Genomic DNA, 21,357 nt, shown 5'->3' with positions numbered 1-21,357 from the left:
GGGCTGCGCTCATTCTGCGATTATGCGTTCGGCATGACGGCTCAACTCGTGCGGCAAGATTCGCGGGAGTCTGCGAGGGGCGTCAGAAGGGAGCCAGGCCCCGTGTCGAGCACGGGGCGACGAGGGGTTTGGGGCTGGTTGGAGCGGGTAGGCTCAACCGCCGCTCCCCCTACAATATCTCCAGCACCCTTTCCTTCGGGCGGCACAGGCGGACGCCCTTTTCCGTCTCCACCAGCGGACGCTCGATCAGCTTGGGTTCGGCGGCCATGGCGGCCAGCACCGTCGCGTCATCGGCTGAGGGCAGGCCGCGTTCCTCGGCGTCGGTGCCACGCAAGCGCAGGCCCTGTTGCGGGGTGAGGCCGGCATCGCGGTAGAGCTGGGCGAGCTTTTCGGCACTGGGCGGGGTCTTGAGGTATTCGATCACCGTCACTTCCGCGCCTGCGTCCTGCAGCATCGCCAAGGTGTTGCGCGAGGTGCCGCAGTTGGGGTTGTGCCAGATCGTTGCCTTCATCGCTGCCTCCTGCGTGTTCGATGCAAGCCTCATAACCCCGAGAGCACTGGCTGCAACGCCCGCGTTTTGACGCACGTCAATGTTATTGCGAAAAATTCGCAAGAAACCCCTTGCAAGTGCGATTGACTCGCAATACTCGCCCTCTTGCGAATGATTATCGCAAAAACGTGATCGTTAAGGGGACTACCGTGAACCGTCTTTCCAGCCTGCTGCTCGCCGGAACCATGCTGATGCCTTCTGCCGCCTTTGCGGAAGATCTGGTGCCCGCAGATGCCGCGCTGGAGGCCGATGGAACCAACACCGTGATCGTCGTGACCGGCACCGCCGACGGCTATCGCCCGGTCGATGCCAATGCGGTGAAGACGCCGACCCCGCTGGTCAACGTGCCGCAGACCATCACCGTGCTTACCCGCGAGCAGCTTGACGACCAGGGCATCACCCAACTGGGCGATGCACTGCGCTATGTTCCGGGCGTGGTGCTCGGCCAGGGCGAGGGCCATCGCGACCAGATCAACCTGCGCGGCCAGAACACCACTGCCGACTTCTACCTCGACGGCCTGCGCGACGACACGCAGTATTACCGCTCGCTCTACAACATCGAGCGGGTCGAAGTGCTGAAGGGCGCCAATGCGCTCCTGTTTGGCCGTGGCGGCGGTGGCGGCGTGGTCAATCGCGTCAGCAAGACGCCCGACCTTGACCGAACCAAGGGCGAGGCCAGCGCCAATGTCGACAGCTTCGGCGCCTTTGCGCTGGCCGCCGACTGGAACCAGCCCCTCACCGAGACTATCGGCGCGCGCTTCAACGGCACCTACGAGGAATTCGACAACCACCGCCAGGACTTCGAGGGCCGCTTCATCGGCGTGAACCCGACCATGGCCTTCCAGCCCGGCGAGAAGACCCGCATCGAGCTGTCCTACAACTATGACGACGACCGCCGTACCACCGACCGTGGCGTGCCCTCGGTGAACGGCAAGCCGCTGACCGGCTATGACGATACCTTCTTCGGCCGCTCAGACGTCAACATTGCGACGGTTGTCGCGCACATCGCGCAGGCCCGCCTCGATCACGAACTGGCCGATGGCCTCAGCTTCAACGTGCTGGGCCAGTACACCCACACCGACAAGTATTACGGCAACGTCTTCGCCGGCAATGCGGTGAACGCTTCGAACCAGCTGACGCTCTCGGGCTATTCCAGCGCCAACGTGCGCGAAAGCTGGGTCGGGCAGACCAACCTTGTCTGGGAAGGCCGGACTGGCGGCATCGGCCATACCGTTCTGGCCGGTCTCGAGGTTTCGAGCCAGGACACCTCGAGCCTGCGTTCCGACCCGATCTTCAGCGGCTCCACCACCGTGACACTGGCCAAGCGCCTGACCATCCCGGCGGTGACTTTCGCCGCGCCCAGCCGTTCGACCTTCAGCCGGGTCGATACCTGGTCAGCCTACTTCCAAGACCAGATCGAGCTGGCCTCGTTCCTGCAGGTCGTGGCGGGGGTGCGCTTCGACGAATTCAGGATCAGCGCTGACAACCGCATCCCGCCGGTGTCGACGAACAGCCGCACCGACCGCAAGTGGTCGCCGCGCTTCGGCGTGATCGTCAAGCCGCAGGAGAACGTAAGCTTCTATGGCAGCTTTACCCGCACCTTCCTGCCACAGTCGGGCGACCAGTTCGGCTCGCTGGACGCCACGCAGGCGACGCTGGCACCGGAGGAGTTCGAGAACCTCGAGGCAGGCGTGAAGTGGGACGTGAACCCGAACCTCGCCTTCACAGCGGCGGCCTACCAGCTTGACCGCGAAAATTCGCGCTTCAACAACCCGGCCACCGGCTTCCCCGAGCTGTCGGGCAAGACCCGCGCCAAGGGTGTGGAGCTTTCGCTCGCCGGCCGCGTGCTGCCGCAGCTGCAGGTGAGCCTGGGCTATACGCTGCAGGACGGCGAAGTGCGTTCGCGGACCACGGCAGCTCTGCCCGGCACGCGGCTGGCACAGCTGCCGCGCCACCAGGCTTCGGCGTGGGCCCGCTACGACGTGAGCGACAAGCTGGGCCTTGGCGTGGGTCTGACGCACCAGTCGAAGAGCTTCACGACGATCAGCAACGCGGTAACGCTGCCGGCGTTCACGCGGATCGATGCCGCGTTATTCTATGACCTGTCGGAGAACCTGTCGGTCCAGCTCAATGTCGAGAACCTCACCGACACTGACTATTTCCCCTCGGCGCATACCGACAACAACATCTCCACCGGCGAGCCGATCAATGCCCGCCTGACGGTGCGCGCGAAGTTCTGAAACACCCCAGGCGCTCTCCCCTTCCCCCCTCGCGAGGGGAGGGCGCCACCCGTTCAGCCTGCGCCGGGCGCAACGATCGCCGGTGGCGGAGCGGCGCTGATCGTCTCCTCGCCGCGCATCACGCGGGCGGCGCGCTGGATCGCGCGGGTCAAGCGCGGATAGACGCCGCAGCGGCAGATGTTGGTGATGGCGCGGCCGATATCCTCGTCGGTCGGGCTGGCGCTGGTGGTGAGCAGCGCGGCCGCAGCCATGACGATGCCCGGCGTGCAGAAGCCGCACTGGATTGCCTGCTCGGCCACCAGCGCCTGCTGCACCGGGTGCGAGCGGTCACCCGACAGGCCTTCGATGGTGGTGACGCTGCGGCCCTCGGCCTCGCCCAGCGAGAGGGTGCAGCTGGGCATTGCCTGTCCATCGACGATGACCATGCAGGCGCCGCATTCGCCGGTGCCGCAGCCGTACTTGGTGCCAGTGAGATTGGCCGCATCACGCAGCGCCCAGAGCAGCGGGGTATCGTCCTCGAGACGGTACTGCACGGGCTGGTTGTTGACGGTGAGGCGGGCCATGGCCTCCGCTTAGCGCGCCGCCACCGCTTCAATCAATCCCGCCAGCTGCGGTCGATCCTGTCGATGCGGCGGGTCCATGCGGCGAAGTCCGCCTCGCCGACGCGGCCGCCGGCATTGACCTGGCCGAGATCGCGCTGGTGGACCTTGATCACGTCCTCACCGACGTGCATCGGCGGGCGGCCCATCGAAAGCGTCGCCCTCTGGATCTCGCAGGCGCGCTGCAGGCTCCACTGCGTGATGAACATCTGCTGCAGTGTCTGGGCCAGCACCACCGGGCCGTGGTTGCGCAGCATCAGCACGCGCTTGTCGCCAAGGTTGGCCAGCAGGCGTTCGCCCTCCTCGGCGCGGACGGTGACGCCCTCGAAATCGTGGTAGGCAAGCTGCCCAATGAAGTTGCAGGCGTAGAAGTTGATCGGCATCAGCCCTTCTTCGAGGCTGCACACCGCCATCGTCTCGGTCGTGTGGACGTGGCTGATCGCGTGGGCCCAGGGCAGGTGGCGGTGGAAGTAGGCGTGCTGGGTGAAGCCCGCCTGGTTGACCGGGTAGGGACTATCATCCAGCTTGTTGCCGTCGATGTCGATCTTGACGAGGTTCGAGGCAGTGACCTCGCTGTAGAGCAGGCCGAACGGGTTGATCAGGAACGCGCCTTCCTGATCAGGCACTTTCAGCGAGATGTGGTTGTAGATCGATTCGGACCAGCCCAGGTGGTCGTAGATGCGATAGCAGGCGGCGAGTTCCTGCCGGGCATGCCATTCAGCGTCGCTGCATTCGATATTCGGCCGCAAATGGGTGGCCATGGCGCTCTCCCGCACATATCTGGTTGTTATGTGCAACTTGTATCGCATGACCAGCAACGTGCAAGCCATCGCGCAGATGTTCGCGCCGGTGGCCAATGCGCAGGTCAATCTGCCCGCCTTTTCCGAAATCTACCCCGATGCCGAAGCGCCCGTGCTGATTGCGCGGGGGCCGACGCGCAGGCTGGGCACGATGCGCTGGGGCTGGCCGCCGTTCGGCGAAGTGAAGCGCCCGGTGACCAATATCCGCAACCTCGCTTCGCCAATGTGGCGGGCAGCGCTGGAGGACCCGAACCGGCGCTGCCTCGTACCCGTCACGGCCTTCTCGGAGTGGTCGCAGACGCCGGGCCCGGACACGGGACGCAAGCGCAAGCACTGGTTCGCCCTGAAGGAGCAGGAGTTGTTCGCCTTCGCAGGGCTGTGGCGTCCGACAGCGGAGGGGCCGCGCTTTGCCTTCCTTACCTGCGAGGCCAATGCCGTGGTCGGGCGGGTCCATCCCAAGGCGATGCCCGTCATCCTCGGCACGGCGGAAGCCGCGCACCAGTGGCTGACCGCCCAAGGCGATGCGGCGGTGGCGATGCAGCGGCCCTATGCCGACGCGGCGATGGTGGAAATTGAGTTAGAGGAGAACGCGCCCGCTCCGCCGGCGCCGCGCAAGCCGGAGCAGCCCAGCCTGTTCTGACGCCTACTTGTGATCGTCCTCCCAGCGTCGCAGCACGCGGCGTTCGACCGCGCGGAACAGCGCGTCGAGATCTTCCGGTGCGACGTCGAGCACTTCGTCCCAATCTTCCAGGACGGCATCGAGGTCGGCACGCTCGTATGTGCCTGCCCATGTGCCCTTTGGCATGGGTGGGGCCTGAAGCGGAATGTGCGGCCAGGGGTGGCCAGTGAAGTTGTTATAGAGCCACCCTGCGAAGACCAGTCCCAGCAGATTGGCGAGGAGCGGCAGAAGAAGCCCGATTGCGCTACTGGCAGGGTTAGTTGCCGCAAGCGCGCCGAGGATGGCACAGGCGCCGCCGGGTGGATGAAGGCAACGGGCCAGTGTCATCGTGGCGATCGCCATGCCCACCGCGAGGCCTACCGCAGTCAGCGGATCGCCGACCAGATGGCCTGCGGCAAGGCCGGTTAGCACAGCAACCATGCTTCCGCCGAGGACTGACCATGGCTGCGCGAGAGGGCTGGCAGGAACCGCGAAGACCAGCACCGCGGATGCACCGACAGGCGCGACGATCCATGGCGACTGCGGAGTGCCGGGGAGAAGTTTGCCGGCCACTGCTGCCAGCGCCACGCCGAAGAGCGCACCCACAGCGCCACGCGCCCAGCCGAGGCGTCCGCCGAAGCGCAACTGCCCCCATGCTGCGGGGCGCGGCAGCCTGATCATCGCGCAAGGTCTCCTCTCGTCCGCGCATGCGATGCGACGGTGGAATGCTGCAGGCAAGAAAAAAGGGGCTGGCCCGGAAGCCAACCCCTTGTTTCTGTTCTGCCTTGCAGCCGAAGCGCGATCGGCGCTTCGAGAACTGCCCGCCGAAGCGCGATTAGCGCTTCGAGAACTGGAAGCTGCGGCGGGCCTTGGCCTTGCCGTACTTCTTACGCTCGACGACGCGCGGGTCGCGGGTCAGGAAGCCGGCAGCCTTCACGGCGCTGCGCAGTTCGGGTTCGAACTTCGACAGCGCCTGGGCGATGCCGTGCTTGACCGCGCCGGCCTGGCCCGAGAGGCCACCGCCCTTGACGGTGCAGACGATGTCGTACTGGCCTTCGCGACCGGCGACTTCGAAGGGCTGGTTGATCACCAGACGCAGGGTCGGACGGGCGAAGTAAACTTCCTGGTCACGGCCGTTGACAGTGACCTTGCCCGAGCCGGGCTTGAGCCACACGCGGGCCACGGCGTCCTTGCGGCGGCCGGTGGCATACGAACGGCCCTGCGCATCGACTTCGCGAGCGCGGATCACGGCAGCGGGGCCGGTGCGGACAGGAGCGGCTTCACCAGCATCGGCCGGAGCGGCAGCCACGGGAGCGGCAGCGGTTAGGTCCTTGAGGTCGGCGAGGCTCGACACGGTGTTTTCGGTTTCGGCCATGATTATGCACCCACCTTGTTCTTGCGGTTCATCGAGGCGACGTCGAGCGCCACCGGCTGGGTGCCGCCATGCGGGTGCTCGGCACCGGCATAGAGGTGAAGGGCGCGCATCTGCGCACGGCCGAGCGGGCCGCGGGGGATCATGCGCTCAACCGCCTTTTCAAGCACACGCTCGGGGAAGCGACCACCGAGGACCTTGTCCGCGGTGACTTCCTTGATGCCGCCGGCATAGCCGGTGTGCTTGTAGTAGGTCTTGTTCTTCAGCTTGTTGCCGGTGAACTTGACCTTGTCGGCGTTGATCACGACAACGTGATCGCCGCAATCGACGTGCGGGGTGTAGCTCGGCTTGTGCTTGCCGCGCAGATGGTTGGCGATGACGACGGCGAGACGGCCGACAACCATGCCTTCAGCATCGATCAGATGCCAGTTCTTCTCCACCTCGGCCGGCTTGATCGACCGGGTGACCTTGCTGAGAGCCTTCATGGCTACGGGTTCCCTGGATATTCGGTGCGTCGATCCAAGCGGGAATCCGCTACTTCACGACGAAGGAAGCGCGCCTTTGTTGCAAATGCCCGCGAGAGTCAAGCAAACTGCGGGTTTTCCGAGAGGTAAAATAATACCTCTTCCAATCTGCTGCTTTGCGACGCGCCTTATTGATCACCAAACTTTAGTGCCAACCTGAAGGCAAGCGGCGCAAAGATCGCAGGAATGACGCTCAGCAGTCCGATGGCGCTGCTTGTTAGGAACCAGAGTGCAAGGGTGCTCGCCAGTACGGCAATGGCCGAAGCACTTACGCTCCATGGCCAAGGATGCACCCGGATTGGATCTGCAAATACTACCCCGAACACCGTCGCCAATGCGAGAAAAGGCAAACCCGAGAGAAACAGAAGCTTGGCGACCCAAAGTCCTTCCCGACCCGTGACAAGGATTGGAAGAAACGCAGCTGCATATGCGGCCATCACAGCGAGCAAGACGAGAACTCGATTGCGCTTTGTCGCAGATAACATCGTCTTGCCGCGACGACACAACGAATATTCATGGCAGAGTAGGCCCGCACTCTGCCTCCAGCCAGCCCAGCGTCGCCACTCCCGCCGCATTGCAGCGCCAGCCTGAAATGGCGGGCGCATCGTAGGGATGTAGAGCTTCGAGGCGCGCGACGGCGGCATCCAGCAAATCGGCGCGGGTCTTGAGCAGGACGGCGACTTCGCTGCCCTCGCCGCGCTCGCCATTCCAACGGTAGAGCGAGCGGACGGCGGGGAGGATGTTGGCGCAGGCGATCAGGCGCTCTTCGAGTAACTGACCTGCCGCCGCCTCGGCGCTCTCGACGTCGCCGAAGGGGCACCAGATCAGCGCGGCGGTCATTGCGCACCTTGTTTCGGGCGGCCGAGGATGTGGGCGCACCATACTGTGGTGGCGACGAGCAGCGCGCCGACCAGCTGGTGCAGCACACCGAGCCACAGGGCGACGCCGCTCCATACGGTGAAGATGCCGAGCAGGACCTGTGTGCCAAAGACCGAGTGGAGGACGACAGAAGCCTTGCGGTCCGTTTTGCGCAGCTTCCGGGCGACAACGACCAGCACGGCGACCAGGCCCCAAGCCCACCAGCGGTGGATGAAGTGGACGAGGAACGGATCGGACAACAGCGCGTGGCCTGCGCCCAGTGCCCAGTCGATGCCATCGGGATAGACCTTGCCCTGCATCAGCGGCCAGGCGTCCCAGTTGAACCAGCCGCCGCCGGCCGAAGTGCCTGCGCGCAGGCCCGCTACCAGCGCGCCGTAGAACAGTTGCAGCACCAGCATGATGAGCGCGAGCAGACCTATGCCGTGCAGGCGTGAGCGACCCTCGCCCTTGCCGAGCGCGATCAGATCAAGCGCGGTCCACACGAGGCCTGCAAGCGTGAACAGCGCGACCAGCAGGTGCGTGGCGAGGCGGAAGTGGCTAACCTTGACGTCGTTGACGATGCCCGACTTGACCATCCACCAGCCGACCGCACCCTGCAGTGCGCCCAGTGCCAGCAGCGCGAGCAGGCGGGGCTTGTAGCCTTCAGGGATGCGCCGCTTGATCCAGAACCACGCGAGCGGCGCTGCAAACACGAGGCCGATGGTGCGGGCGAGCAGGCGGTGGACCCATTCCCAGAAGAAGATGAACTTGTAGGTCTCGAGCGTCATGCCCGCCGGACCGTTGACCAGCTGGTACTGCGGCGTGGCGCGATAGGCGTCGAATTCGGCCTGCCATTGCGCCTCGGTAATCGGCGGCAGGGTGCCGCTGACCGGCTTCCACTCGGTGATCGAGACACCCGATTCGGTGAGGCGAGTGATTCCGCCGACCACGACGATGGCGAGGACCATGAAGGCGACAATGCACAGCCAGCGCGCAAGGGCAGTGGCATCGTTTCGCAGCTTGGGCGTGACGCTGTTAGTCATGGCTCCCGCCCCTGCTCCCGCCCTCCTCGAATCGCAATAGCGATTGTCGGGCAGTACCGTGGACATTCGGACAGGAGAGAATTTCGCCACATCGCCTTGTGTGATGTAACGTTGTAACATATATGAGCCTGCATGAGTGATGCCCTGCTTGCCTTGCGTGCCCGGCTTGACCGGATCGGCGTGCTCCTTTCGGGGCTGTGCCTGATTCACTGCGTGGCGGGGCTGTTCCTGGTCGGGATGCTGGGCATCGGCGGCGGTGTGCTGCTGAACCCGGACATACACCGCTGGGGCCTCGCCTTCGCGCTGGTCATCGGCGCGGCGACGATCGGGATCGGCGCGCTGCGTCATGGACGCTTGCTGCCATTGGCCATTGGCGGGTCGGGGCTGGCGCTGATGGGCGCAGCCGTTGCAGTTGGCCATGGCGATGCCGAAGTGGCGCTGACGGTGGGCGGCGTGATCCTCGTGGCAGTGGCGCACGTGATCAACATGCGCGCCTCTCACTAAGGCCATACTTGCACCCTGCCCCCGCGCCGCTAAAGCGGGCCGCATGACTGGAATGCTCTCCCTTGTCGTCAACGGCGAACCCCGCCGGGCCGCGCCCGGATCGATCGCCGATCTGGTGCGCAGCCTCGAACTCGAGCCGACCAAGGTTGCGGTCGAGCGCAATGGTGAGATCGTGCCTCGCTCCACGCTGGGCGACGTGGCGATTGCCGAGGGCGACGTTCTGGAAATCGTGCATTTCGTAGGTGGAGGACAAAGCGACGTGACGGATTCAAGCGATACCTGGACCGTTGCCGGCCGCACCTTCCGCTCGCGCCTGATTGTCGGCACCGGCAAGTACAAGGACTTCGAGCAGAACGCCGCCGCAGTCGAGGCCTCGGGCGCGGAGATCGTCACCGTGGCGGTGCGCCGCGTCAACGTGTCGGACCCCAAGGCGCCGATGCTGACAGACTATATCGATCCCAAGAAGATCACCTACCTCCCCAACACTGCCGGGTGCTTCGATGCCGAAAGTGCGATCCGCACGCTGCGCCTGGCGCGCGAGGCGGGTGGCTGGGATCTGGTGAAGCTCGAAGTGCTGGGCGAGGCACGCACGCTCTATCCCAACATGATCGAGACGATCCGCGCCACCGAAGTGCTGGCCAAGGAAGGCTTCCTGCCGATGGTCTACTGCGTGGACGATCCGATTGCGGCCAAGCAGCTCGAGGATGCGGGCGCCGTGGCGGTCATGCCGCTGGGCGCGCCGATCGGTTCAGGCCTCGGCATCCAGAACAAGGTGACGGTGCGGCTGATCGTCGAAGGGGCCAAGGTGCCGGTGCTGGTCGATGCCGGCGTGGGCACGGCTTCGGAAGCGGCCGTGGCGATGGAACTCGGCTGCGACGGCGTGCTGATGAACACCGCGATTGCCGAAGCCAAGGACCCGATCCGCATGGCCCGGGCGATGAAGCTGGCAGTGCAGGCCGGGCGCGATGCCTATCTTGCCGGACGCATGCCAACGCGCAAGTATGCCGATCCAAGCAGTCCGCTGGCGGGATTGATCTAGGTTCCGAGGCACTGCCCCCCAGCCTTCGCGGGGGCGCAAGTCCGAAAACTTAACCCACAACCCCTGCAGCCGCCAGCACGGCCAGCGTCAGGATATCGGGCGCCAGCGAGGTCATCGGTGCGATCTGGACGGGCTTCTCCATGCCCAGCAGCATCGGGCCGATCACGGCATTGCCAGCCAGTTCGCGCAGCAGCTTGGCCGAGATGTTGGCCGATTGCAGGCCCGGCATGATCAGCACGTTGGCCGGAGCGGAAAGGCGGCTGAACGGATAGTTGGCCATGACCTTGGGGTTCAAGGCAGCATCCGGGGCCATTTCGCCTTCGTATTCGAAGCCCGGGTCTTCGGCATCGAGAATGGCCACCGCACCGCGGATCGATTCCAGCCAGCGGCCATAGGGATTGCCGAAGGTCGAGTACGACAGGAACGCAACGCGCGGTTCGTGGCCCATGCGCCGTGCGACGGCGGCCGTTTCCTTGGCGATATGCGCCAGGTCCTCGGCCGAAGGACGCTCGTTCACGGTCGTATCTGCCAGGAACACCGTATAGTTCTTGGCGACCATGAGATGGATGCCAAAGGGCAGGTGGCCGGGCTTGGGATCAAGAACGCGGCGCACTTCCTTCATCGACTGCGCGAAAGTACGCGTCATGCCGGTGATCAGTGCATCGCCATGGCCGAGCGCGACGAGCAGCGAGGCAAAGACGTTGCGGTCCTGGTTGACCATGCGCTTGACGTCACGCTCAAGATAGCCGCGGCGCTTGAGGCGTTCATAGAGGTAGGCAACCATCTCGGGCACCAGCGGCGAGACCGCGGAATTGTGGATTTCATAGGACGAAGGATCGCTGACGCCGAGTTCGGTCAGCAGATCGAGCACGCCCTGGGTGCGTCCGACCAGCACCGGGGTGCCATAGCCGAAGTCCTTGAACTGGATCGCGGCACGCAGCACCACCTCGTTCTCTGCCTCGGCAAAGACGACGCGCTTGGGATTGTCCTTAGCCTGGGCGAACACGTTGGTCAGGACCGAGGTTGTCGGGTTGAGGCGCGCCTTGAGACTGGTGCGATAGGCGTCCATGTCCTCGATCGGCTTCTGCGCCACGCCCGAATCCATCGCTGCCTGCGCCACTGCCGACGACACGACTTCCATGAGGCGCGGATCGAACGGTGCGGGAATGATGTAGTCGAGACCGAAGGTGTGGTTGATGCCGTAGGCGGCAGCGACTTCCTCGGGGACAGGCTCGCGAGCGAGCTGGGCAATCGCCTCGGCTGCCGCGATCTTCATTTCTTCGTTGATCGCGGTCGCCTGAACGTCGAGCGCGCCGCGGAAGATGAAGGGGAAGCCAAGGACGTTGTTGACCTGGTTCGGATAGTCCGACCGGCCCGTGGCGATGATGCAATCCGGGCGCACCGCCTTTGCTTCGGGCGGAGTGATTTCCGGGTCCGGGTTGGCCATTGCGAAGATGATCGGCTGCGGCGCCATCTTGGCCATCCAGTCCGATTTCAAGGCCCCGGCTGCCGAAAGGCCAAGGAAGATGTCTGCGCCGACCAGAGCATCCTCGAGGCTCCGGGCCGAAGTATCGACCGCGTGCGCGCTCTTCCACTGGTCCATGCTGTTCTCGCGGCCGCGGTAGATCACGCCAGAACGGTCGCACATGATGACGTTGTTGTGGCGCACGCCCATCGCCTTGATCAACGCGGTACAGGCAATGGCCGCAGCGCCCGCGCCGTTGACGACAACCTTGACGTCCTCGAGCTTGCGTCCGGTCAGGTGGCAGGCATTGAGCAGACCTGCGGCGGAAATGATTGCCGTGCCGTGCTGGTCGTCGTGCATCACCGGTATCTTCAGGCGGTCCTTCAGGGCCTGTTCGATGATGAAGCATTCGGGCGCCTTGATATCTTCAAGGTTGATGCCACCGAACGAGGGCTCCATCAGCGCAACAGCTTCGATGAAAGCGTCGGGATCTTCGGTGGCGAGCTCGATGTCGATCGAATCGACGTCGGCAAAGCGCTTGAAAAGCACGGCCTTGCCTTCCATCACTGGCTTGGAGGCCAGCGCGCCAAGGTTGCCAAGCCCAAGGATGGCAGTGCCATTGGAAATCACGGCAACAAGGTTGCCCTTGGCGGTGTAGTCATAGGCGGTGGCGGGATCTTCGGCGATCGCGCGGACCGGGACCGCGACGCCGGGAGAATAAGCCAGCGACAGATCACGCTGGGTCGCCATCGGCTTGCTGGCGATGATCTCGATCTTACCGGGGCGAATCGTGTTGTGGTAGAAAAGCGCCTCGCGTTCGGTGAAGCGGACGTTGCTTTCCTCGGACATGGTTCCCCCGTATCTGACCGGACTTGTTGTGATGGCAGTGTCCGACCTTTGACGTTACGTCAAGGCGCGCGGACACTGCAGAGTCGATGCAAATCAATCGAAAATGCCGGATGCGGAATCGGACTGCCGGTTTAGAGGTCCTTCGGCTGCCACGTCGGGATGCCGAGCCGCCTTACCTTGAACAACAGGCTGCGGCCCTCCTGCCAGACCAGTTGCAAGCGAGGATCGGCGCGTCGCGGCAGGCCAGTGTCGATCAGCCAGACATAGTCCACGCGCTCGATCGGGGCGTACTTCAGCGCGGTATCGACGCTGCGACGCCAGCCACCGGCGCAACCGCGCGACCAGACGAACTCTGAAGGGTCCGCCGTGAAGTTGCGACCCGGACGAAAGCGCGGCACGACCATGTGCAGGCCGGGGACCGCCCAGTTGTCGTTGACCCAGGCCTGCCGGTAGAGGCTCGCGAGGCTGGCGAGGTGATCGCGGCGGGTGTTGCGCCAGGATTCGTCGAGGCACGAATGCTCCACGAAAGCGAGGACGCGGCTGCCGGGTTCGACATGGGTCAGCGCGGAAAGCTGCTTGTTGTAGTCTTCGGCATAGCCGTTGAAGCTCCATGCCGTCACGGTGAGGCGCACGGCGAGCAGGGCCATGCCGGCATAAGCGACCGCGCGCGCCCACTGCGGGCGGCGGGCGCCGCTCCAGTCCTGCAGGCCGAGGCCGAGCATGGCCGCGACCGGAAGGATGCGGATGTCGACGAAGGCCGAACCGTTGATGTCGCTCGGGATCGCAAGGAAAAGCAGGAACACCATCAGCGCGGGCATGCCCTGCCGGAAGCGCCACTTTGCGCCGAGGAACGGCCCGACCAGCACCAGCAGGCAGGCGATGATCGTGGTCCCGGCATCGAGCAGCTTGGACTGGTCGCGCAAGGTCAGCACGAAGGACCACGCCTTCTGGTCCCAGCGCCAGATGTTCATCGACTGGACGGGCGGCGAAAACGCCTTCCACAGCACGATCGTGATCACCGTGGCCAGCAGCGGCCAGCAAGCTTGCCAGAGGCGCAAGCCAATCGCCTTCCAGTCAAGCGTGCGCAGCCACTGGCGGTTGGTCAGGTCGCGCCAGCGCCAGCCTTCGGGCAGTTCGTCCATCGCGCGGCCGAAAGCATGGGCGCCTACCAGCAACGCCAGCAGCAGGCCGCCGATCGCGTGGCAGAGCATTGCCACCGGCTGCGCAACCACGAGCATCGCGGCGCGCGCCTTTGGGTTGCGCTGTTCAAGCCAGAGCGAGGCGCCGAACGCGGTCAGCGAAAGGCCGGTGGCAAGGATGTAGTTGAGGAAGCCCGTCAGCAGCGGGAAACTGAACACGAACATCAGCGACCATGCCGCGGCGTGCCCACCCTTGGGATTGAGCATGCGGATGGTCCACAAGCAGCCGCCTGCAAACAGGCCCGTGGCAAGCACCGTGCTCCACCAGCCTGCAGCGAGGATGCCGAACTGCGCTCCGAGCACCTTCATCAGCACGCCGCCGCCGATGTTCAGGGTGAACACCCACTTCCAGGTGAAGTACTGTTCGAGCGGGTTGCCGGGGCCGGCAGCCTCGATCGCGGCGGCGCCCATGTGGCCGGGCACGTCGATCAGTGGCGGCACTTCGACCAGCGCGAAGGGGGCGCAAACGAGCAGCACTGCAATGAGGATGCCGGGGCCCGAAAGCCACGGCAGCGCTCCTGCGCGCGCCCAAGCGGCCTTCAGACCCTGGAGCCAATCCTTTTCGCGGACTTGCGTCAAACCGTAAGTACCCCCACAAGACCGGAACCGTCCCCATGCTGCCTGCTCTGCACAGGCTGTGCGCTGGAGTTGCGGATATCCCGGTGTCGATGGTTTGAGAAACACGTCGCGCTCGTCTAGCCACGTGCGCGTGACGCCTAATGCCCCAACTCCGATGATGGCGCAATATCTTGCGCTTAAACAGCAGGCTGGCGACTGCCTGCTGTTCTACCGCATGGGCGACTTCTTCGAGCTGTTCTTCGACGACGCCAAGATCGCCGCGCAAGTCCTCGACATCGCGCTGACCAGCCGCGGCGAACACGGCGGCGCGCCGATTCCGATGTGCGGCGTGCCGGTCCATTCCGCCGAGGGCTACCTTGCCCGGCTGATCAAGGCGGGCTGCCGCGTGGCCATCGCCGAACAGGTCGAAACGCCCGAGGAAGCGAAGAAACGCGGTGGTTCGAAGGCGCTGGTGGCGCGCGACATCGTCCGATTCGTGACAGCGGGCACGTTGACCGAGGAAGCACTGCTCGAACCGCGCCGGGCGAACGTGCTGGCCGCGGTGTGCGAGGTGCGCGGCGCGATCGGCATTGCCGCCTGTGACATCTCCACGGGCCGCATGGAGCTTGAGGAATGCGCGCCCGATGAGATGGGCGCGGCGCTGGCCCGGCTTGGCGCGAGCGAGGTGGTCGCGCCAGAATCATGGGAGAACGCGCCGATTGATTGCGTTCCTCGTCCGAATCGGTCGTTCGGCAGCGACGAAGGCGAGACGCGGCTGAAGGCCGTGCATGGGGTCTCCACACTCGACGGATTCGGGCAGTTCAGCCGCGCCATGCTGGCTGCGGCGGGCGGTCTCGTCGCCTACCTCGATCATGTCGGCCGTGGCGCGCTGCCCCTGATCCTGCCGCCGGTGGCGCGCGAGGCCGGCACGCACATGGCGATGGACGAAGCCACGCGCAGCAGCCTTGAGATACTGGTCAGTTCGAGCGGTACCCGGCGAGGCTCGCTGGTCGAGGCGATTGATCGCTGCGTAACCGGGGCCGGGGCGCGACTCCTGGCCGAGGACCTGTCAGCTCCGCTCACCGATACGCGCGCGATCAACCGGCGGCTGGAACTGGTCAGCTGGCTCCACGACGATCCGCTGCTGCGGGGCGACATCCGCGGCATCCTGCGCAGTTTGCCCGACGTCGGCCGTGCGCTGGGCCGGGTCGTGGCCGGGCGTGGCTCTCCACGCGATCTTGGCCAGTTGCGCGACGGGCTTTCCGAGGCACGCCGCCTGCACGACGTGCTGCGCGCGCGCTCCGACCGGCCCGGCCCGCTCGACGAGATGCTGCCCTCGCTATCGGGCCATGGCGCGTTGTGCGATCTCTACGCCCGTGCGCTGGTGCCAGCGCCGCCGACCGAACGGTCGCAGGGTGGCTATATCGCCGAGGGCTACGACGCCGCGCTCGACGAGTTGCGCCGGGTTTCCGGCAACGCCCGCCGAGCCATTGCGGCGCTGGAGGCGAAGTACCGCGACGATACCGGGGTCACCGCGCTGAAGATCCGCCACAACGGCGTGCTGGGCTACTTCATCGAGGTTCCGGCGCGCCACGCCGACCGGCTGATGGCGCCCGAATCAGGCTTTACCCACCGCCAGACCATGGCGGGCGCAGTGCGCTTCAATGCGCTGGCCCTGCACGAGGAAGCCAGCCGGATTGCAGAAAGCGGTGGCCATGCGCTGGCAGCGGAAGAAGCGCATTTCGAGGATCTCGTCTGTCACGCCGTGCGCGCCAGGGAAGCGATCGCTGCCACGGCGGCAGCACTTGCCCGCATCGACGTGGCTGCGGGACAGGCCGAGCGAGCGGCCGAAGGCGGCTGGGCGCTCCCCCGCGTGGTGGACGAGCCCTGTCTTGAGATCACCGGCGGGCGGCATCCGGTTGTCGAGGCAGCGCTGGCGGCCAAGGGCGAGCGTTTTGTCGCCAACGACTGCTGCCTGCATCCGCAGGATCGGCTCTGGCTGGTCGGCGGGCCGAACATGGGCGGTAAATCCACCTTCCTGCGCCAGAACGCGCTGATCGTGCTGCTGGCACAGGCCGGCGGCTTCGTGCCCGCGCAAGCCGCGACGATCGGCCTGGTCGATCGCCTGTTCAGCCGCGTCGGCGCATCGGACAATCTGGCGCGCGGCCGCTCGACGTTCATGGTCGAAATGGTCGAGACGGCGGCGATCCTGTCTCAGGCGACCGAGCGCAGTTTCGTCATCCTCGACGAGGTTGGCCGGGGCACATCGACCTACGATGGCCTGTCGTTGGCCTGGGCGGTGGCAGAGGCAATCCATTCGATCAACCGCTGCCGCTGCCTGTTCGCCACGCACTACCACGAGCTCTCGCGTCTTGCCGAAGCTTACGATTCGCTCTCGCTCCACCACGTCCGCGCGCGGGAATGGAAGGGCGATCTGGTGCTGCTGCACGAACTGGCGGAAGGGCCGGCAGACAAGTCCTATGGCCTTGCCGTGGCGCGGCTGGCAGGCGTGCCGGCGCCTGTGATCAAGCGCGCCAAGTCGGTGCTGGAAAAGCTCGAGAAAGGCCGCGCCGCCACCGGCGGCCTTGCCGCAGGGCTCGACGACCTGCCTCTGTTCGCCGCCGCGATCGAAGCGGCAGAGGAAAAGGTCGACGCCCTGCGCGAGCGCCTCAACGGCCTCGACATCGATGCGCTGTCGCCCCGCGAGGCTTTGGATCTGCTCTATCAGCTGAAAGCCCAAGCCAATGGTTGAACTGACGCAGCTCGGGACCAAGCGTGCGCTGTTCGTGATGGCAGCAGAGCCTGAATATGGCCCGCACCTGCGCGCGCGGTTCGTGCCGCTGATTACGGGAATCGGCCCGGTCGAGGCGGCGCTGCACGCAGGAATTGCGCTGGCGCGACTGGAGGCGGCAGGCACACTGCCCGACCTGATCGTCTGCCTCGGCTCGGCCGGATCGCGGCGCTGCGCTCTGGGCTCGATCCACCAGATCGGCAGCGTTTCGTGGCGCGACATGGACGCCTCGGCGCTGGGCGTGGAGCCGGGCGTGGTGCCCTATCTCGATGAGCCCAAGGACCTGCCGCTGGACACGCCGCTGGACCTGCCCATCGCCACGCTATCGAGCGGCGGCGACGTTGTCAGCGGCGATCACTGGAACCGGGTGAGCGCCGACATGGTCGACATGGAAACCTACGCCGTCGCCCGCGCCGCCCGCACCTTTGGCGTGCCGCTGGTGGGCCTGCGCGGCGTGTCAGACGGCCCCGGCGAACTGGCCGGCGCGCACGACTGGCACAAGCTGCTGGGCTACCTCGACGGCGAACTCGCCAAGGCGGTGGACCTTCTGGCAGCGCATTACTGCTGATCTACTCGGCCCGGTTGTACTTGCCGGTTTCAAAATCGCGCATGAAAGCGCTGCCGATTGGCGCATCCAGCAGGGCAAGGAAGCTGTCATCCCTGTTCAGCACGGCGCCCAACGCGACGTAGCTGGCTGTGCGGTCATCGAGAGGATCGGCATCAGGATGGCCATCCATCCCCCGTATTCGCCAACCGCTGTCGGGGTCTTTGTCGTCCTCGCCAGCCATGTCCGGCTCTTCGCGATAGATGTATTCGACCGGCACGCTTCCATCCAGCACGCAATCGTCGACGAGGCAGCGTTCCCAGTAGCTCTGATGCCGATGGAATGGCGGATGTGCTTCAGGATTGTCCCATTCGATATCGAGGATGTGCCCGACACCGAACGCCACCTCCAAGCCGATCTCCAGTCCCGGCTCCCACGGCTGATTGTCCAATGTTCCTGTGAAATCGAGCCCAGACTTGCGGGTGACTTTCGCCCACATGCGCTCTCCACTGTACTGCTGCGTCTCCCACTCATACTCGAAACCAAGCTTCACCAGATCGCCGACCGACACCTGCACCCGCTCCTCAAGCAGCGGGATGAAGAAGGTATAGGGAGATTCGGCAACAGCGGCATCGGCGTCGCGCAGATGGAAAGGGAAGCTGTCCGTCACAGAGACAGGAACAGCCCCGCCAGCGCGGCGCTCATCAGGTTGCTGAGCGCGCCTGCCACCAGCGCGTGGATGCCGAGCTTGGCGATGACCGGGCGCTGGTTGGGGGCAAGGCCGCCAGTTACCGCCATCTGGATCGCGATCGAGCTGAAGTTGGCAAAGCCGCAGAGCGCGAAGGTGACGATGGCAACGGTGTGGGCCGACAGCGCGGTGTCCTTGCCGAGTTCGATGAAGGCGACAAATTCGTTGAGCACGATCTTGCTGCCGAACAGGCCACCAGCCTGCATCGCCTCGGTCCAGCCATCGGCACCCAGCAGGTAGAACACCGGCGCGAAGACATAGCCCAGCACCATCTGGAACGAGAGGTCGGGCGTGCCGAACCAGCCGCCGATCCAGCCGAGCACGCCGTTGGCGAGCGCGACCAGCGCGACGAACGCCAGCACCATGGCGCCCACGGCGACGGCGAGCTTCACCCCGGTCTGCGCCCCTTGGCTTGCCGCCATGATGATATTGGCGGGGCGCTCTTCCTCGTCCGAGGCGAGGCTGGGTTTCACGTGCGGGTTGGGCAAGGCTTCGTCGGCAACTTCGGCGGGCACCGGCGGCTCGTCGGGCATCATCAGCTTGGCCATCAGAATCCCGCCCGGCGCCGACATGAAGGCCGCGGCGACCAGATAGTCGATGCGGATGCCCATGCTGGCGTATGCCGCAAGGATCGTGCCTGCGACGCCCGCCATGCCCACCGTCATCACGGTGAACAGCTGGCTGGGGTTGAGCGCGGCAAGATAGGGCCTGATCACCAGCGGTGATTCGCTCTGGCCGACGAAGATGTTGCTGGCGGCGCAGAGCGATTCGACCTTGCTGATGCCGGTCACTTTCTCGAGCGCGCCACCGATCCAGCGGATCACCAGCTGCATCACGCCAAGGTAGTAGAGGATCGAGATCAGCGCGGCGAAGAACACGATCACCGGCAAGGCCGAGATGGCAAAGCTGGTGCCGCCGATCGCCGGGTCCGCCAAGGGGCCGAAAAGGAAGGCCACACCGGCGCGGGCGAAGCCTAGCAGGCTTTCGACCCCGCCCGCTGCGCCCTGCAGCAGGCGATTGCCGACCGGCACGTACAGCACCAGCGCGGCGAAACCCGCCTGCAGGGCAAAGGCCGCGGCTACCACGCGCAGGCGGATCGCCCGGCGGTTCGACGAGAGCAGGAAGGCGAGGGCAAGGATGAGCACCATCCCGAGAAGACTTGAAGCGACACGCATCGGGAAGGATCTGCTCCGCACGCAAATTGGTTTCAGCCGAATCTAATAGCGAATTGGCGGGAGGTTAAAAGCGCGCTATCGGCCCGAAATGCACGATACCACCGCGCCAGCCTTCGCAATCCCCCGTTCGCTGTTCCTCTTCGCGCTGTTCTATGGCGGCATGGTGACGTTGGGCGGTGTGCTGGGAGCAAAGCAGGTTGCGCTTGGTCCGCTGGCGGTGGAGGCCGGGATATTTCCCTTCCTCACTCTCGTCGCCATTTCCAGCGGGATAGCCGAGCTTCATGGCAAGGACGCCGCAGACCGCCTTGTCCGCTATGGCTTCCTGCCGCTGGCCTTTGCCATCGCGCTGACGTTGTTCGTGCTGAACCTGCCGACTGACCCGGGCATGTACGAACCGGCCAAGGAAGCCTTCCCGATCATCCTTGGCCAATCGTGGCGCATGATGCTAGCCGGGATCATGGCCTATGGCGTGTCGGTGACGCTCAACGTGTGGATCTTCAACCGCCTGCGCGGTGCGGCAGGGCGGTTTCTTGCTGTGCGTGGTTTCATTGCCGCGGCACTTTCGCAGGTTGTCGATACCCTGATCTTCATTTCGGTTTCGTTCTATGGCGTACGGCCTATTGCCAGCCTGATGGCGGGCCAGATGCTGGCCAAGGTCGTGCTGTCGACAGTGCTGGTGCCGCTGATCATTGCGCTGGTGATGAAGATCGGTCGCAGGCTCGACAGCCCATCCTGATTGGACGGCATAAGCTGCCGTCACGCGCGCAACGCCAATATTGGATTCTGCAAGCATTGCGCGTAAGGGCGCGCGCATGAGCCAGAACCACGACCCCGCGATGCTTGCCAAGGCAGAGACCCTGACCGAGGCGCTGCCCTATCTCCAGCGCTATGCCGGCAAGACTTTCGTGGTGAAGTATGGCGGCCACGCGATGGGCGATCCCGAACTGGCGCAGGACTTTGCCGAGGACATCGTGCTGTTGAAGGCCGTGGGCATCAACCCGGTCGTCGTCCACGGCGGCGGGCCGCAGATCGGGCGGATGCTAAAGGCGCTGGGCATCGAATCGCAGTTCGTCGACGGCCTGCGCGTAACCGACAAGCAGACCGCCGAAGTGGCTGAAATGGTCCTGGCCGGCGCCATCAACAAGGAACTGGTCAGCTGGATCGCCCGCGCGGGCGGCAAGGCCATCGGCATTTCCGGCAAGGATGGCGGCATGGTGGTCGCCCGCAAGGTCCAGTCGAAGAAGTCGCCCAAGGCCATCGAGGGCGAGGATGGCGATCCGATCGTGGTCGACCTCGGCTTCGTGGGCGAGCCCGACCGCATCGACACGACCGTGATCGACACCATCGTAAACGCCGGGATGATTCCCGTGATCGCGCCGATCGGCGTCGGCGAGGATGGCGAGACCTACAACATCAATGCCGACACCATGGCAGGTGCGATTGCCGCCGCACTCGGTGCCTCACGCCTGTTCCTGCTGACCGACGTTCCGGGCGTGCTCGACAAGGACAAGAACCTGCTGACCGACCTCAGGCCCGCCGACATCGCGCGACTGGCCGAAGACGGCACCATCAGCGGCGGCATGATCCCCAAGCTCGAGACATGCGTCCACGCCGTCGAGGCGGGCTGCGAGGCGACGGTCGTGCTTGATGGCCGCGTGCCCCATGCCATGCTGCTGGAGATCTTCACCGCGCGCGGTGCGGGGACGCTGATCCGCGCCTGAGGCGCCGATCCGACCGGAGATTATGTTTCCATTAAGCGCGGAACCGGATCGGCCCGCGTTCGTCCCTGCGGCATGATCCGCACCGCTCTTGTCACGGCCGCCATGTCGGCGCTGGTCTTT

General features: G+C 65.1%; 21 protein-coding genes. 8 read left to right on the top strand and 13 right to left on the bottom strand.

Features of this window, described 5'->3' with window-relative positions; all coding sequences use genetic code 11:
* Nucleotides 1-169: 169 nt before the first annotated feature.
* Nucleotides 170-511 carry an arsenate reductase (glutaredoxin) gene (gene arsC, locus AC3WLM_RS09475; protein ID WP_492477219.1) on the bottom strand — a complete coding sequence of 114 codons (342 nt, stop codon included), beginning with the start codon at nt 509-511 and terminating at the stop codon, nt 170-172.
* Nucleotides 512-699: 188 nt separating this feature from the next.
* Here arsC and AC3WLM_RS09470 point away from each other — a divergent pair, with 188 nt between their 5' ends.
* Entirely contained in the window at nt 700-2,790 is a 2,091-nt protein-coding gene (locus tag AC3WLM_RS09470; protein ID WP_492477218.1) for a TonB-dependent receptor, read from the top strand.
* Nucleotides 2,791-2,843: 53 nt separating this feature from the next.
* Here the strand turns inward: AC3WLM_RS09470 and AC3WLM_RS09465 are convergent, their stop codons facing one another.
* Both AC3WLM_RS09465 and AC3WLM_RS09460 read right to left on the bottom strand, forming a co-directional pair.
* The gene (locus tag AC3WLM_RS09465; RefSeq protein WP_039332965.1) at nt 2,844-3,353 is read right to left on the bottom strand and encodes a (2Fe-2S)-binding protein; all 510 of its coding nucleotides are present in this window, start codon (nt 3,351-3,353) and stop codon (nt 2,844-2,846) included.
* A 32-nt stretch (nt 3,354-3,385) separates the two neighbouring features.
* Nucleotides 3,386-4,150: a class II aldolase/adducin family protein gene (locus AC3WLM_RS09460; protein ID WP_492477217.1), complete on the bottom strand. Its 765-nt coding sequence runs from the start codon at nt 4,148-4,150 to the stop codon at nt 3,386-3,388.
* On the opposite strand from AC3WLM_RS09460, the gene AC3WLM_RS09455 reads away from it, so the two are divergent.
* The gene (locus AC3WLM_RS09455) at nt 4,149-4,829 is read left to right on the top strand and encodes an SOS response-associated peptidase (protein WP_492477216.1); all 681 of its coding nucleotides are present in this window, start codon (nt 4,149-4,151) and stop codon (nt 4,827-4,829) included. The genes AC3WLM_RS09460 and AC3WLM_RS09455 overlap by 2 nt on opposite strands.
* A 3-nt stretch (nt 4,830-4,832) precedes the next feature.
* Here AC3WLM_RS09455 and AC3WLM_RS09450 read toward each other — a convergent pair whose 3' ends face one another.
* The 6 genes from AC3WLM_RS09450 to AC3WLM_RS09425 form a co-directional block, all read right to left on the bottom strand.
* Entirely contained in the window at nt 4,833-5,528 is a 696-nt protein-coding gene (locus tag AC3WLM_RS09450; RefSeq protein ID WP_062346961.1) for an HPP family protein, read from the bottom strand.
* Nucleotides 5,529-5,682: 154 nt separating this feature from the next.
* Complete coding sequence (gene rpsI, locus AC3WLM_RS09445) at nt 5,683-6,222, bottom strand: 30S ribosomal protein S9 (RefSeq protein WP_492477215.1); 540 nt, start codon at nt 6,220-6,222, stop codon at nt 5,683-5,685.
* Nucleotides 6,223-6,224: 2 nt separating this feature from the next.
* The gene (rplM, locus tag AC3WLM_RS09440) at nt 6,225-6,704 is read right to left on the bottom strand and encodes a 50S ribosomal protein L13 (RefSeq protein ID WP_039332974.1); all 480 of its coding nucleotides are present in this window, start codon (nt 6,702-6,704) and stop codon (nt 6,225-6,227) included.
* Between the two features lie 167 nt (nt 6,705-6,871).
* On the bottom strand, nt 6,872-7,180 hold the full coding sequence (locus AC3WLM_RS09435; RefSeq protein WP_492477214.1) for a hypothetical protein: 309 nt from the start codon (nt 7,178-7,180) through the stop codon (nt 6,872-6,874).
* Nucleotides 7,181-7,256: 76 nt separating this feature from the next.
* Complete coding sequence (gene cutA / locus AC3WLM_RS09430; RefSeq protein ID WP_193827465.1) at nt 7,257-7,583, bottom strand: divalent-cation tolerance protein CutA; 327 nt, start codon at nt 7,581-7,583, stop codon at nt 7,257-7,259.
* Nucleotides 7,580-8,644: a COX15/CtaA family protein gene (locus tag AC3WLM_RS09425; protein ID WP_492477213.1), complete on the bottom strand. Its 1,065-nt coding sequence runs from the start codon at nt 8,642-8,644 to the stop codon at nt 7,580-7,582. Before AC3WLM_RS09425 ends, cutA begins: the two co-directional genes overlap by 4 nt.
* A 132-nt stretch (nt 8,645-8,776) precedes the next feature.
* On the opposite strand from AC3WLM_RS09425, the gene AC3WLM_RS09420 reads away from it, so the two are divergent.
* A complete protein-coding gene (locus AC3WLM_RS09420) occupies nt 8,777-9,148 on the top strand; it encodes a MerC domain-containing protein (RefSeq protein WP_039332980.1) in 372 nt (123 codons plus the stop codon).
* Nucleotides 9,149-9,191: 43 nt separating this feature from the next.
* Complete coding sequence (thiS, locus tag AC3WLM_RS09415) at nt 9,192-10,187, top strand: sulfur carrier protein ThiS (RefSeq protein ID WP_082013311.1); 996 nt, start codon at nt 9,192-9,194, stop codon at nt 10,185-10,187.
* A 49-nt stretch (nt 10,188-10,236) separates the two neighbouring features.
* On the opposite strand, the gene AC3WLM_RS09410 is transcribed toward thiS, so the two are convergent.
* Together AC3WLM_RS09410 and AC3WLM_RS09405 are read right to left on the bottom strand one after the other, a co-directional pair.
* Nucleotides 10,237-12,501, bottom strand: a complete 2,265-nt coding sequence (locus AC3WLM_RS09410) for an NADP-dependent malic enzyme (RefSeq protein WP_039332981.1) — start codon at nt 12,499-12,501, stop codon at nt 10,237-10,239.
* A gap of 131 nt (nt 12,502-12,632) precedes the next feature.
* Complete coding sequence (locus AC3WLM_RS09405) at nt 12,633-14,279, bottom strand: hypothetical protein (RefSeq protein WP_236727088.1); 1,647 nt, start codon at nt 14,277-14,279, stop codon at nt 12,633-12,635.
* 154 nt (nt 14,280-14,433) lie between these two features.
* Here AC3WLM_RS09405 and mutS point away from each other — a divergent pair, with 154 nt between their 5' ends.
* Complete coding sequence (gene mutS / locus AC3WLM_RS09400) at nt 14,434-17,010, top strand: DNA mismatch repair protein MutS (RefSeq protein ID WP_492478110.1); 2,577 nt, start codon at nt 14,434-14,436, stop codon at nt 17,008-17,010.
* Nucleotides 17,003-17,617 carry a 5'-methylthioadenosine/S-adenosylhomocysteine nucleosidase gene (locus tag AC3WLM_RS09395; RefSeq protein WP_492477212.1) on the top strand — a complete coding sequence of 205 codons (615 nt, stop codon included), beginning with the start codon at nt 17,003-17,005 and terminating at the stop codon, nt 17,615-17,617. The genes mutS and AC3WLM_RS09395 overlap by 8 nt, the downstream gene beginning before the upstream one ends.
* Before the next feature lies 1 nt (nt 17,618).
* On the opposite strand, the gene AC3WLM_RS09390 is transcribed toward AC3WLM_RS09395, so the two are convergent.
* A complete protein-coding gene (locus AC3WLM_RS09390; RefSeq protein ID WP_492477211.1) occupies nt 17,619-18,263 on the bottom strand; it encodes an immunity protein Imm33 domain-containing protein in 645 nt (214 codons plus the stop codon).
* The gene (locus AC3WLM_RS09385; protein ID WP_492477210.1) at nt 18,260-19,516 is read right to left on the bottom strand and encodes a NupC/NupG family nucleoside CNT transporter; all 1,257 of its coding nucleotides are present in this window, start codon (nt 19,514-19,516) and stop codon (nt 18,260-18,262) included. The genes AC3WLM_RS09390 and AC3WLM_RS09385 overlap by 4 nt, the downstream gene beginning before the upstream one ends.
* A gap of 88 nt (nt 19,517-19,604) precedes the next feature.
* Between AC3WLM_RS09385 and AC3WLM_RS09380 the strand changes: the two genes are divergently transcribed.
* Both AC3WLM_RS09380 and argB read left to right on the top strand, forming a co-directional pair.
* Nucleotides 19,605-20,252, top strand: coding sequence for a queuosine precursor transporter (locus tag AC3WLM_RS09380; RefSeq protein ID WP_492477209.1), 648 nt, complete (start codon nt 19,605-19,607; stop codon nt 20,250-20,252).
* Nucleotides 20,253-20,328: 76 nt separating this feature from the next.
* Nucleotides 20,329-21,237: an acetylglutamate kinase gene (gene argB, locus AC3WLM_RS09375; protein ID WP_039332987.1), complete on the top strand. Its 909-nt coding sequence runs from the start codon at nt 20,329-20,331 to the stop codon at nt 21,235-21,237.
* Nucleotides 21,238-21,357 lie beyond the last annotated feature (120 nt).

It is taken from the genome of Novosphingobium sp. FW305-C-30-35 (genome assembly GCF_058783135.1).
Note: the sequence above shows the minus strand (reverse complement) of the source record. Positions and strands in the feature narration are given on the sequence as shown.